The 13,201-nt window shown below is 68.9% G+C and carries 11 protein-coding genes; 8 read left to right on the top strand and 3 right to left on the bottom strand.

The genetic code is table 11. From position 1 onward, the window contains the following. Positions 1–864: multicopper oxidase domain-containing protein (locus tag G5C60_RS05065; RefSeq protein WP_165254953.1), on the bottom strand; the 864-nt coding region annotated here is incomplete at its 3' end. A 272-nt stretch (positions 865–1,136) separates the two neighbouring features. Here G5C60_RS05065 and G5C60_RS05060 point away from each other — a divergent pair. Then, positions 1,137–3,566, top strand: coding sequence for a ThuA domain-containing protein (locus G5C60_RS05060; RefSeq protein ID WP_165254952.1), 2,430 nt, complete (start codon positions 1,137–1,139; stop codon positions 3,564–3,566). Next, positions 3,566–5,800: an OmpL47-type beta-barrel domain-containing protein gene (locus tag G5C60_RS05055; protein ID WP_206439099.1), complete on the top strand. Its 2,235-nt coding sequence runs from the start codon at positions 3,566–3,568 to the stop codon at positions 5,798–5,800. Before G5C60_RS05060 ends, G5C60_RS05055 begins: the two co-directional genes overlap by 1 nt. Here the strand turns inward: G5C60_RS05055 and ligD are convergent. Next, on the bottom strand, positions 5,787–6,839 hold the full coding sequence (ligD, locus tag G5C60_RS05050) for a non-homologous end-joining DNA ligase (protein ID WP_165254951.1): 1,053 nt from the start codon (positions 6,837–6,839) through the stop codon (positions 5,787–5,789). The genes G5C60_RS05055 and ligD overlap by 14 nt on opposite strands. A gap of 74 nt (positions 6,840–6,913) precedes the next feature. On the opposite strand from ligD, the gene G5C60_RS05045 reads away from it, so the two are divergent. Both G5C60_RS05045 and G5C60_RS05040 read left to right on the top strand, forming a co-directional pair. Then, on the top strand, positions 6,914–7,984 hold the full coding sequence (locus tag G5C60_RS05045; protein ID WP_165254950.1) for an ATP-dependent DNA ligase: 1,071 nt from the start codon (positions 6,914–6,916) through the stop codon (positions 7,982–7,984). A 161-nt stretch (positions 7,985–8,145) separates the two neighbouring features. Next, positions 8,146–9,090, top strand: a complete 945-nt coding sequence (locus G5C60_RS05040; RefSeq protein ID WP_165254959.1) for a DUF3048 domain-containing protein — start codon at positions 8,146–8,148, stop codon at positions 9,088–9,090. Between the two features lie 32 nt (positions 9,091–9,122). Here the strand turns inward: G5C60_RS05040 and G5C60_RS05035 are convergent, their stop codons facing one another. Next, positions 9,123–9,587 (bottom strand): MarR family winged helix-turn-helix transcriptional regulator, encoded by a 465-nt coding sequence (locus G5C60_RS05035; protein ID WP_165254949.1) that lies wholly within the window; start codon positions 9,585–9,587, stop codon positions 9,123–9,125. 209 nt (positions 9,588–9,796) lie between these two features. Here G5C60_RS05035 and G5C60_RS05030 point away from each other — a divergent pair, with 209 nt between their 5' ends. From G5C60_RS05030 to pcaH, 4 genes are read left to right on the top strand one after another with little or no spacing between them, the layout of a single operon-like run. Beyond that, complete coding sequence (locus G5C60_RS05030) at positions 9,797–10,552, top strand: CoA transferase subunit A (RefSeq protein WP_165254948.1); 756 nt, start codon at positions 9,797–9,799, stop codon at positions 10,550–10,552. Then, complete coding sequence (locus G5C60_RS05025; protein WP_165254947.1) at positions 10,552–11,196, top strand: 3-oxoacid CoA-transferase subunit B; 645 nt, start codon at positions 10,552–10,554, stop codon at positions 11,194–11,196. The genes G5C60_RS05030 and G5C60_RS05025 overlap by 1 nt, the downstream gene beginning before the upstream one ends. Then, on the top strand, positions 11,193–12,395 hold the full coding sequence (locus tag G5C60_RS05020; protein WP_165254946.1) for a thiolase family protein: 1,203 nt from the start codon (positions 11,193–11,195) through the stop codon (positions 12,393–12,395). Before G5C60_RS05025 ends, G5C60_RS05020 begins: the two co-directional genes overlap by 4 nt. A gap of 34 nt (positions 12,396–12,429) precedes the next feature. Continuing rightward, complete coding sequence (gene pcaH / locus G5C60_RS05015) at positions 12,430–13,200, top strand: protocatechuate 3,4-dioxygenase subunit beta (RefSeq protein WP_165254945.1); 771 nt, start codon at positions 12,430–12,432, stop codon at positions 13,198–13,200. The last annotated feature ends 1 nt before the right edge of the window (position 13,201 follow it).

Genomic DNA, 13,201 nt, shown 5'->3' with positions numbered 1-13,201 from the left:
GCTCTGGACATGGCAGTGGTACATCCAGGCCCCCGCCCCGACACCCTCCCCCGCGATCACCTGGAAGCCGAACGAGTCGGCCGGCCCCGTGATCTTGTTGTCCAGCACCTGGCTCGGGTCGTCGGGGCCGGTCAGCATCCCCGTGCGGTTGTCGGCCCAGCGATGACCGTGCATGTGGAACGTGTGGTAGTACTCGCCGTGCGTGATCACCACGAACTCGACGCGATCGCCCACCGTCGCCTCGAAGTTGGGGCCACTGTGCGCGGGCTTGTTGTTGATCAGCATGTCGTTGAAGACGATCGTGTGGGTCGCGTCCGGGAGGATGTCGCCCTTCCGGCGAACGATCACCGGACCGTACAGCCCCTTACGGAGGCCCTGGGTGCCGTGCTCCGAGCCGACGACATGGTCGTGGTAGTGCCAGTAGCCCGCGCTGCCCGCGCGCCACGTGCCGTCCTTGCGACGGCCGGGCGCGTGCGTGCGCCAGGTGTACGTACGCGTCCCGCCGGGCTCGACGTCGCTCTTGTTCTGCTTCGTGCCGTCGCTGGTGATCTCGTAGTCGAGGCCGTGGACGTGCAGACTCACCGCCACGTCCATCGTGTTCTCGAACTCGATGTGCAGCGTGTCGCCCTCGTTGAGTTCGATGAGCGGGCCGGGGATCGAAGCCTTGCCCTTCTCACGGCCGTAGCCCATCTGACCGTCCGCCAGCTTCTCGGCGTACAGCTTGATGTGCTTCACCTCGCCGCCGGCCGGAGCGGTCTTCACCGGCACCTCGGCCGCGCCGACGGACTCGGGAGCCAGCGACAACGATGTCGCGACGGCCGCACCGCCCCACAGCACCCGCCGGTTGAAGCCGCGTCTGTCCATGCCGAACCCCCCACCCTGGTACGGAATTTACGGAGATGAACCGGTGAGACGGTAGCGGTACGGCTCTCGTTTATCCACACTCAGGACAAAGTTCGTGGCATTCCGGTCGTACCTATTGGCGAGCCGAGCAAAGAGGTCTAGCTTCCTTGGCGCTGTTGCGTGACCGACGAGGAGTGGATGACCCCATGCGGTTCACATCGCACCAAAGATCCCCGCACTTAAGAGAGTTGACCAGAAACAGACGGTCGAAGAGACGGGCCTGGGCGGCCGTCATGACCGCCGGGTTCGTCACTGCCGGCCTGCTCTCGGGCGGAACCGCCAGCGCCCGCCAGGCACCCGACCCGCCGATGACAACGATGTCGATCAAGTCGCCGCCCGGCGGTGCCAACGTACGCGTGCTGATCTTCTACGGCTCCGCGGGGGCCGGGGACGAGTCTCCTGTCGTCAACGCCGGGATCGAGGCGATCGAGGAGATCGGGCTGTCAGGACCGGCGAACCAGCGCTTCAAGGTGGAGGCCACGAACGACGCCTCCGTCTTCACCAACGAGACGAAGCTCGGCCGCTTCAACGGCGTCGTCTTCCTGACCGGCAGCGGGGACGTCCTGGACGCGGAGCAGGAGGCCGGCCTGGAGGCGTACATGGAGGCGGGCGGCGGCTTCCTCGGCGTCCATGACGCGGCCCGCGCCGAGCCGTACTCGGACTGGTTCACGGGACTCGTCGGCGCCCGTCCCGCCGCGTCGAGCCCGACGTCCGTACAGCGGGCGACCGTTGAGGTCGGCGACCGGCAGCATCCGGCCACGAAGGACCTCCCGCTCCAGTGGAAGCGCCCCGACGAGTGGCTGAACTGGGTCAAGAACCCGTCGGGCGACGTGCACACCGTGGCACGCGTGCGCGAGTCGACGTACACGCCGGGCGCCAGCAAGAACGGCGCGGACCACCCGGTGTCCTGGTGCCGCGACTACGACGGCGGACGCTCCTTCTACACGGGCATGGGCGGCACGGCCTCCTCGTACGACGAAGTGGACTTCCGTGCGCATCTGCGCGGCGCGCTGCTGTGGACGACGCGGCTCGTACGGGCCGACTGCAAGGCCGCGATCAACGCCAACTACAAGGCGGAGCGCCTGACCCAGCCCAACAAGCCGGGTCAGAACGACCAGATCGGTGAGCCGCACGGCCTGGTCACCGCGCCCGACGGCCGGGTGTTCTACATCGGCCGCGGTGGCGCGGACTCCTCGCAGCCCGTCGTCACGGACTGGAACAACCCCGACATCGGCAAGGGCAAGGGCGAGATCCACCTCTACGACCCGAAGACCAAGAAGGTCACCCTGGCCGGCGCGCTGAGCGTGTTCGGCAACAAGGGCGGCGGCGATGAGCTGATCAAGGTCGAGGAAGGCCTGCTCGGCATCGAGCTGGACCCGGCGTTCCAGCAGAACGGCTGGGTGTATCTGCACTACACGCCCCACTCCCAGATCAACCGCGACACACGGATGGCCGAGCGGCGTGTCTCCCGTTTCACGCTCGACCAGGCCACGAACAAGCTGGACCTGAGCAGTGAGAAGGTCCTGCTGAAGTGGCCGGTGCAGATCCACAGCTGCTGCCACTCGGGCGGCGGCATGGCGTGGGACTCCAAGGGCAATCTCTACATCGCGACGGGTGACAACAACTCCAGCCAGTTCAGCGAGGGTTACTCGGGCAACAACCCGCAGCCCAACTACAAGGGTGTGTCGTTCGCCGACGCGCGCCGCACATCCGGCAACACCAACAACCTCAACGGGAAGATCCTGCGCATCCACCCGGAGCCCGACGGGACGTACACGCTCCCTCAGGGCAATCTCTTCACGGGCAAGGAGACCGACGAGGGCGGCGGCAAGACGCGCGGCGAGATCTATGTGATGGGCGTCAGGAACCCCGCGCGCATCTCCATCGACAAGAAGACGGACACGCTGCACGCGGGCTGGGTCGGCCCGGACGCCTCTGCACCGTCGACGACTTGGGGCCCGGCGAAGTACGACACGTTCGCCGCGATCACCAAGCCGGGCAACCACGGCTGGCCGTACTGCATGGGCAACAAGCAGCCGTACCGCGATCGCAATCTGCCGGACCCGACGAAGCCGCTGGGCTGGTACGACTGTGACGCCCCGAAGAACGAGTCGCCGAACAACAACGGTCTCGTCAACCTGCCGCCGGTCACCGGGAACACCATCTGGTACTCGCCCGCAGGCGGCGGCCCGGACTTCCCGCGCGACGCGAACGGCGTCCCGTCGTACAAGGCGGAGGAGCAGAAGTTCCTGCTGCCGTGGCTGAAGGGCGGCGGCCAGGCGGCCATGAACGGGCCCGTCTACCGCTACGACGCGGCATCCGCGAACGAGGGGAAGTGGCCGTCGTACTGGGACGGCAAGTGGTTCGTCGGCGACTTCTACGACGGCGACCAGCCGCGGCACGCGGTGCTCCTCGACCCCAAGACGGCGGGTCAGGGCGGCATTCCGGTGCACGCCGAGTCGCTGAAGAAGATCATCCCCATCGGCAACGACGGCATCAAGAACCTCATGGACTGGAAGTTCGGCCCGGACGGCACGCTGTACGCCCTCGACTACGGGCGTGGCTTCTTCACCTCGGACGCCAAGTCGGCGCTGTGGCAGGTCACTTACAAGGGCGGCGCTCCGACGCCGGCCGCCGATCAGCTGGCCAGGGAGGCGCAGTGATGGGCGTACGCATACACAGGCGAAGAGCCGCACGTCTGTGGACGGCTCTGCTGGCGTCACTGCTGATGGTGCTCGGGCTGACGTCGACGTCGGCGTCCGGGCAGCCCGACGGTGCCGGTGCCGCCCCACCGGCGGCGGCCGCGCAGACGCTGACGTGGACGGCCGGCAACGACATCGACAAGTACCTGTCGGTGCCCGCCAACGCGGTCGCGGGGACGACGACGATCGTCTTCGAGAACAGCGTGGCGACCGGCAACACCACAGGGATGCCGCACACGTTGACGTTCGACGTCTCCGACCCGGAGTACAACAACGACGTCCCGCTCAACATCCTGGCCAATCCGAACGACGACCAGGGCGGCAAGTACACGGCCGAGGTGACGCTGACGCCCGGCCGGTACCGCTACTACTGCACCATCCCGGGCCACGGTCAGATGCAGGGCATCCTCGTGGTCAGCGAGGGCACCGGCGAGGACACGACCGCGCCGGAGACCTCGGCGGACGTGACCGGTTCGCAGAACTCGGACGGCGCCTACGTGGGTTCGGCGACGGTGGCGCTGAGCGCGACCGACGAAGGCTCGGGCGTGGACCGGATCGAGTACGCGATCGGTGACGCGGGCGCCTGGCAGCCGTACACCACGCCCGTGGTGATCGACCAGGTCGGCAGCCACAAGGTGCGCTACCGGGCGGTCGACAAGGCCGGGAACATGTCGGCCGAGAAGACGGAGGAGTTCACGGTCGTGCCGCCGTCGTCGGACGACACGACTGCCCCGGACACCTCGGCGTCCGTGAGCGGCGAGCAGAACCCGCAAGGGGAGTACGTCTCCATGGCGACCGTCACCGTGACGGCCTCCGACACCGGGTCCGGCGTCAACACCATCGAGTACGCGCTCGGCGACTCCGGTGCCTGGCAGCCGTACACGGCTCCGGTGATGGTCCACGAGGTGGGCACCCACAAGGTGCGCTACCGGGCCACGGACAAGGCGGGCAACGTGGCCGCGGAGAAGTCGGTCGGGTTCAAGGTCGTCGCACCGCCCACCGAGGACAGGACTCCCCCGGTGACCGGCGTGAGCGTCGAGGGCTCGAAGAACTCCTCCGGCGCCTACATCAACAGCGCCAAGGTGACGGTCACCGCGACGGACGAGCACGGCGGTTCCGGGGTCGCCGCGATCGAGTACTCCCTGGACGGCGGGCCGTATCTCGCGTACACCACGCCCGTCGTGGTCGACCGCGCGGGCGCGCACAACGTGGCGTACCGGGCGAGCGACAAGGCGGGCAACACGTCCGACGCCCGGACGGTGAGCTTCACCGTCGCCCCGGGCGGCGGGGTGCCCGCGCCGGCCTGCGCCGAGTACGACGAGCGGCTGACGGTCATCGTCGGCACGGTCGACACCGGTGTGCCGAACCGGATCACCAACAGCCGGTGCCGGATCAACGAGTTGATCGAGGACGAGAAGGAGTGGACGTCCCACGCCCTCTTCCTGAAGCACGTGAAGACCGTCCTGGACGCGCTCCTCAAGGACGGCGTCATCGTTCAGCGCGAGTACAACCTGATCACCAAGGCCGCCAAGCAGTCGGGCATCGGCAAGCCGGGCCAGACCGAGGGCTACCGCACGATCTTCGACGGCTCCGAGGAGTCGTTCGGGAAGTGGCAGCAGGTCGGCGGCGGCAGGTTCGCGGTGAACGCGGACGGTTCGATGACCAGCAGCACCACGGTGTCGGGCATGGGCATGCTGTGGTTCCCGGAGCGCAAGTACGGCGACTTCTCGCTGAAGCTCCAGTGGCGTGATGACGCGCCGGGCACCGGCAACGCCAACGCGGGTGTGTTCGCCCGCTTCCCGTGGGTCCACGACCACCCGGAGGAGTCGCGTCCGGAGTGGGTCGCCATCAAGTACGGGCATGAGCTGCAGATCAACGACCGTCCGGACGGCGACATGTACAAGTCGGGCTCGGTCTACGGCTTCGACCGCGTGGGCCTGGCCGGTGCGGGCGTCACCCAGAAGGGCACCTGGAACGACTACGAGATCCGCGTGGTCGACCAGCACTACTCGGTGTACCGCAACGGCGTGCTGATCAACGAGTTCGACAACACCGGCGGCCAGGACTTCACTCCGCCCCGCTCGGACGACCCGGGCACGGACGGGCGGCGGTTCGCCTCCGGCTATGTCGGACTGCAGGTGCACGGCACGACGGATGTGATCTCGTACCGGGACATCCGGATCAAGGAGTTGTAGGTTCCGCGGGCGGCACCTCCGGTGGAGGTGCCGCCTTCTTCGCCCGGCTCGGCTGTACCCGCTTGGGTTCCCCCGGCATCTTCGGATACTCGGGCGGGTACGGCAGATCGGCGAGACCGTGATCGTGCTCGTCGCGGCGGGCGAGTTCCAGCAGGCCTTCGAGGGAGAAGGCGTGGTCGTCCATGTCCGCGTGGACGTCGCCGAGTTCGGCGAAGCGCTCGGGCATCGACACCAGGTCGAAGTCCTGGGGCACGGCGACGGCCACCTCCTCCCAGCGCAGGGGCGCGGACACGGGGGCCTGGGGACGGGGGCGTACGGAGTAGGCGGAGGCGATCGTGCGGTCGCGGGCCGTCTGGTTGTAGTCCACGAAGATCTTTTTGCCGCGCTCCTCCTTCCACCAGGCGATGGTCACGTGGTCGGGCATGCGGCGTTCCAGTTCGCGTCCGGCGGCGATCGCGGCGCGGCGTACCTGGGTGAAGGTCCAGCGCGGCTGGATCGGCACGAAGACGTGCAGACCCCGGCCGCCGGATGTCTTCGGCCAGCCCTTCAGTCCGCCGAACTCGTGGAGTACGGCGCGCAGTTCGTGGGCGGCGCGGACGGCGTCGGCGTAGTCCGTGCCGGGCTGGGGGTCGAGGTCGAGGCGGAGCTCGTCGGGGTGGTCGACGTCGTCGCGGCGCACCGGCCAGGGGTGGAAGGTGAGCGTGCCGAACTGGGCGGCCCACACCACGGCACCGACCTCCGTGGGGCACATCTCGTCGGCGCTGCGGCCGCTGGGGAAGGTGATGTGGGCGGTGGGGATCCAGTCGGGCATGTTCTTGGGCGCCCGTTTCTGGAAGAACGACTCGCCCGTCACGCCCTCCGGGTAGCGCTCCAGGGTGGTGGGCCGGTTGCGCAGGGCGCGGAGGATGCCGGGGCCGACGGTGAGGTAGTACCTGGCGAGGTCCAGCTTCGTGAGGCCACGCTCCGGAAAGAAGACCTTCCCCGGGCTGGACAGCCGCACGGTCCGCCCGCCCACCTCCAGCTCCACCGCGTCACCCATGCGAGCCACGGTAGGCGTACCGCGTATTCCTCGCATACCGAGCGAATCACACCATAGCGGCGCAGAATCGAAGCATGGATCTGCCGGTGATGCCACCCGTGAAGCCCATGCTCGCCAAAGCTGTCGCGACGATTCCCCCTGACATGCACTACGAGGCGAAGTGGGACGGGTTCCGGGCGATCGTCTTCCGTGACGGCGACGAGGTCGAGATCGGCAGCCGTACGGGAAAGTCGCTGGTCCGGTACTTTCCCGAGCTGGTGGAGGCCCTGCGGGAGCGGCTGCCGGGGCGCTGTGTGATGGACGGCGAGATCGTGATCGCGCGGGACGGGCGGCTGGACTTCGACGCGCTCACCGAGCGGATCCACCCGGCCGCGTCCCGGGTGAGGATGCTCGCGGAGCGGACCCCGGCCTCGTTCGTGGCCTTCGATCTGCTCGCGTTCGCCGACGAGTCGCTGGTGGACGTGCCGATGGGCGACCGGCGCGCGCTGCTGGAGAGGGCCTTGGCGGACGTCACCGCTCCCGTCCATGTGGCGCCGGCGACCACGGACATCGAGGTGGCGCGGCGGTGGTTCGAGCAGTACGAGGGGGCGGGCCTCGACGGGGTGATCGCCAAACCGCTCACGCTGCGGTACCGGCAGGACGAGCGCCTGATGTTCAAGGTCAAGCACGAGCGCACGGCGGACGTGGTCGTCGCGGGGTACCGCCTCCACAAGAGCGGACCCGTCGTGGGCTCGCTGCTGCTCGGTCTGTACGACGCCACGGGGACGTTGCAGCACGTGGGGGTGTCCGCGGCGTTCTCCATGAAGCGGCGCGAGGAGCTGGTCGGGGAGCTGGAGCCGCTGCGCATGGAGTCGGCGGAGGGGCATCCGTGGGCGGCCTGGGCGGAGGAGGCCGCGCATGAAACGGCACGGCTGCCGGGTGCGCCCAGCCGCTGGTCGGGCAAGAAGGACCTCTCCTGGGTGCCGCTGCGGCCGGAGCGGGTGTGCGAGGTGGCGTACGACCACATGGAGAACGGGCAGCGTTTCCGGCACACGGCCCGGTTCCGCCGCTGGCGCCCGGACCGGACGCCCGAGAGCTGCACGTACGCCCAGCTGGAGGAACCGGTCCGCTACAACCTCGCGGAGATCCTGGGACCGCGAGGCTGAGACCGCCACCGCCCCGCCTGCCCCCACTGCCTGCTTGGCCTTCCTGCTTGACCTACCTGCTTGGCCGAGTGAACCACCTTCGACCTTGGCGGTTTGGGTATGACCTGATTGAATCTAAAACGAGAAAAGTGACGAAACGGGGCATGGTGGACATCGTGGGCATGAGGCGGACGGGGCGGACGGGACGCATCGCGATGGCGGCGGCGCTGCTGGCCGCCCTGATGGCGGGCTGCACGCCCGGCGCGGTCGACGACGACCGCGGGCCCGACCCGGGGGGCAGCCCGCCGGGCACCGCCGGTTCGGTGCTCGCCGTGAAGATCGACAACGCGAGCCAGGCCCGGCCGCAGACGGGCATCGACGCGGCGGACATCGTCTACGCCGAGCAGGTGGAGGGCGGCCTCAGCCGGCTGATGGCGGTGTACGCGACCAAGTTGCCGAAGGCGATCGGCCCGGTGCGCAGCGCGCGCGAGTCCGACCTGGAGCTGCTGCGCCAGTTCGACGAGCCGACACTCGCCTTCTCCGGGGCACAGGGCAAGCTACTGCCGCTGATCGACGATGCTCCCGTGAACGCGGTGCCGCCGGGCAAGGAGTCGAAGGCGTACTACCGGGGCACGGACAAGCCCGCCCCGTACAACCTGTATCTGCGCCCCGAGCGGCTGCTGGAGTCCGCACCCGGAGCGGAGGCGCTGACCACCGGCTTCGAGTACGGCGCGCTGCCCGCCGGCGGCAAGGCCGAGACCTCGCACACCGTGCGCTTCCCCGCGGCCCGCTTCACCTTCACCTGGTCGGAGAGCCGGGACCGCTGGCTGGTGTCGATGGACGGCAGGCCGACCGCGACGACCGACGGACCGCAGATGGCCGCCTCGACGGTGGTCGTGCAGTACGTGAAGATCCGGGAGTCCCGGTTCAAGGACTTCCTGGGCAACAACACCCCGTACACCGAGACCGTGGGCTCGGGCACGGCGAAGGTCCTGCGCGACGGCCGCGCCTTCGACGTCGACTGGAAGCGCCCGTCGGCCACGGACGGAACGGAGTTCACGACGGCGGACGGCAACCCGATGACGTTCGCACGCGGCCAGGTGTGGGTGGTGTTCGCGAAGGCGTGACGGCGACGAAGCCGCCACGGTTCGCACGGGCCTCAGCGATGCGTGACGAGCGGTTCCCCCGGATTACGCAGCCCTTCCGCCGCATCCGACACCCGCTGGAGCAGATCGAAGAACACGGCCTGCTCATCGGCGGAGAGGGGAGCCAGGAAGACCTGGTTCATACGGGCCGTCCGCACGGTCAGCTTGCGGTGCGTGCGCGTTCCCTCGTCCGTGAGGCGGAGCAGGAACCGGCGGCCGTCCTGCGGGTCGCGCACCTTGTCGAGGAGGCCGCGGCGGCTGAGCCGGCTGATGACCTCGGCGATGGTGGACCGGTCCAGGCCCACCCGCTCCCCCACGGTGCGCTGGTCCAGGCCCGGCTCGGCGACGAGCGCGTTCAGGACCGCGAACTGCGGCGAGGTGATCTCTTCGGAGACCATCGTGTTCCACAGCAGGTAGTGCGCCTGCTGCAGCCGCCGGGCCAGGTGCCCGGGGTGGGTGGTGAGGTCCACCGCGGCCATGTGTGCTCCTCGGATTCGTCGGTGCACTGAACAATACCGCTCACGCCATACCGCTGTCTGCCCGCGAGCGCCGGCCATCTCACCTGCCCGTACGTATGAGGTCTTGACGACCGCATCACCGGATGGCAGCGTGAGGGCAACCTCGCAGAAATAGTCAGTGCCCTGAGCAATAAGGGAGCTGGCCGCTCGAAAGAGATGGGGCTTCACGGATGGACAAGGTGGTCGCCACAGCCGCCGAGGCGGTGGCCGATGTGCCGGACGGCGCGTCGCTCGCGGTGGGTGGTTTCGGGCTGAGCGGTGTGCCGAATGTTCTGATCCAGGCTCTGTACGAGCGCGGGGTCTCCGGTCTGAGCGTGGTCTCCAACAACTGCGGGGCGATGGAGTCGGGGCTCGCGACACTCCTGGCGGCGGGCCGCATCGCTCGTGTCACCGGGTCGTACATCGGCGCGAACAAGGAGTTCGCACGCCAGTACCTGGCCGGTGAGCTGGAGGTCGAGATGATCCCGCAGGGCACCCTGGCCGAGCGGCTGCGGGCCGGCGGGGCCGGGATCCCCGCCTTCTACACACCGGCCGGCGTCGGCACCCAGGTCGCCGACGGCGGACTGCCCTGGCGGTACGACGGTGAGGGCGGCGTCGCGCTCGCCTCGCCGCCCAAGGAGGTCCGCGAGTTCGACGGCACGGAGTATGTGCTGGAGCACGGCATCCGCACCGACTTCGCCCTCGTACGGGCCGCGCGGGGCGACCGGCACGGGAACCTGGTCTTCAACAAGTCGTCCCGTAACTTCAATCCCCTGGCCGCGATGGCGGGGCGGGTGACGATCGCCGAGGTCGAGGAACTCGTGGAGCCGGGCGAGATCGATCCGGACGCGGTGCATCTGCCGGGGATCTTCGTGCAGCGGGTGATCGCCCTGACTCCGGAGCAGGCGAGCGCCAAGATGATCGAGCAGCGGACGGTGAGTTCCTGATGGCCTGGGCGCGTGAAGAGATGGCCGCCCGCGCGGCGCGCGAGCTGGCGGACGGCCAGTACGTGAACCTCGGCATCGGCCTGCCGACGCTGATCCCCAACTACCTCCCGCCCGGCGTCGAGGTGATCCTGGAGTCCGAGAACGGCATCCTCGGCACCGGCCCGTACCCGACCGAGGACCAGGTCGACCCGGACCTCATCAACGCCGGCAAGGAGACCGTCACGGTCCTGCCCGGCGCTTCGTACTTCGACTCCTCCCTCTCCTTCGGGATGATCCGCGGCGGCCACATCGACGTCGCCGTACTCGGCGCCATGCAGGTGTCCGCCCGCGGGGACCTCGCCAACTGGGCCATCCCCGGCAAGCTGATCACCGGCATCGGTGGTGCCATGGACCTGGTGCACGGCGCCCGCCGGGTGATCGTCGTGATGACGCACACCGCCAAGGACGGCAGCCCGAAGATCCTGGAGGAGTGCGCGCTGCCGCTGACCGGCAAGACGTGCGTCAACCGGATCATCACGGATCTGGGGGTGCTGGACGTGACGGACGAGGGTCTGCTGCTGGTGGAGACCGCGCCGGGTGTCGAGACCGAGGAGATCGTCGCGAAGACCGCCGCGAAGGTTCGCACTCCGGAGGAGACCGTATGAAGGACGTCTACATCGTCGATGCCGTCCGCACCCCGTTCGGCAGGTACAACGGTTCGCTGGCAGGCGTACGCCCGGACGACCTCGGCGCGCACGCCATCCGTGAACTCCTCGCTCGTACGCCCGACTTGGACCCGTCCCGGATCGAGGACGTGTACTTCGGCAACGCGAACGGCGCGGGCGAGGAGAACCGCAACGTCGGACGCATGGCCGCCCTTCTCGCGGGCCTGCCCACCTCCGTGCCCGGCGTGACCGTCAACCGGCTGTGCGCCTCCGGCCTCGAAGCCGTCATCCAGGCCGCGCGGGCCATCGCGCTCGGCGACGCCTCCATCGCCCTGGCCGGCGGCGTCGAGTCGATGACCCGTGCTCCATACGTCCTGCCGAAGAGCGACAAGCCCTTCCCGGCCGGGCACACCGAGCTGTACTCGACGACTCTCGGCTGGCGCATGGTCAACCCGAAGATGGACCCGCAGTGGACCGTCCCGCTCGGTGAGAGCGCGGAGTTGATCGCCGAGAAGCACAAGATCAGCCGGGAGCAGCAGGACGAGTTCGCGCTGGCCTCCCACCAGAAGGCCTCCGCAGCCCAGGCCGCGGGCGCCTTCGACGCCGAGCTCGCCCCCGTGTCGATCCCGCAGTGCAAGGGCGACCCGGTCGTCTTCGGCACCGACGAATGCGTACGCGCAGACGCGTCCCTCGCCGCCATGGCGAAACTCAAGCCGTCCTTCCGCAAGGAGAACGGGACGGTGACGGCGGGCAACGCCTCCCCGCTCAACGACGGGGCCGCGGCGCTGCTGCTGGTCGACGAGGACGGCCTGCGGGCCACCGGCCGCGAGCCGCTCGCCCGCGTCTCCGCCTCCGGCGTCTCCGCTATCGACCCGCACTACTTCGGGCTCGCCCCCGTCGAAGCGGTCAACCGCGCCCTCGCCAAGGCAGGCAGGGGATTTGCCGATCTGTCGACTCTGGAACTCAACGAGGCGTTCGCCGCGCAGGTACTCGGCTGCGTCGCCGAGTGGCCGGAGTTCGATCCGGCGGTCCTCAACCCTCAGGGCGGCGCGATCGCGCTCGGCCACCCGCTGGGCGCCTCGGGCGCCCGGCTCGCCGGGACCGTCGCCCATCAACTCGCCCGCAAGGGCTCGGGAGTTGGCGTCGCCACCCTCTGTATCGGCGTCGGCCAGGGCCTGGCCCTCGTCCTCGAACGCTAAGACCACTCAGGACCCGTAGGGAATCGGAATCCTCATGACGCTCACCCAGTCGGACATCGACGTCGAGATCAACGACCTCCAGAACGCGTACGACAAAGCCGTCGCCGGCGGTGCCCCGGTCCAGCACCACCCGCCGCGCGACTACGCCCCGTACCGCAGCTCGGTGCTGCGTCACCCCAAGCAGCCGCTGGTCGCGGTGAACGGGGGCGACCCGGAGACGGTCGAGCTGTCCGGTCCGGTGTTCGGTCCGACCGACATCACCGAGATCGACAACGACCTCACCGTGCAGCACCAGGGCGAGCCGCTCGGCGAGCGCATCACCGTCTCCGGACGGCTGCTCGACCGGGACGGGCGCCCGGTGCGCGGCCAGCTCATCGAGCTGTGGCAGGCCAACGCCTCGGGCCGCTACGCGCATCTGCGCGACCAGCACCCGGCGCCGCTCGACCCCAACTTCACCGGTGTGGGAAGGACTCTGACGGACGATCAGGGCCGGTACTTCTTCCGCACGATCAAGCCGGGCGCCTACCCGTGGCGCAACCACACCAACGCGTGGCGGCCCGCGCACATCCACTTCTCGATGTTCGGCTCGGCGTTCACGCAGCGGCTCGTGACACAGATGTACTTCCCGAACGACCCGCTGTTCCCGTACGACCCGATCCTGCGCTCGGTGACCGACGAGTCGGCCCGCAGCCGTCTGGTCGCGCAGTACAACCACGACCTTTCGCAACCCGAGTTCTCGCTCGGCTACGAGTGGGACATCGTTCTCGACGGTCCCTCCGCCACCTGGATCGAGGAAGGTCGCTGAG

Origin of the sequence: Streptomyces scabichelini, assembly GCF_011045015.1 — a bacterium.
Classification (GTDB): Bacteria; Actinomycetota; Actinomycetes; order Streptomycetales; family Streptomycetaceae; genus Streptomyces; species Streptomyces scabichelini.
Note: the sequence above shows the minus strand (reverse complement) of the source record. Positions and strands in the feature narration are given on the sequence as shown.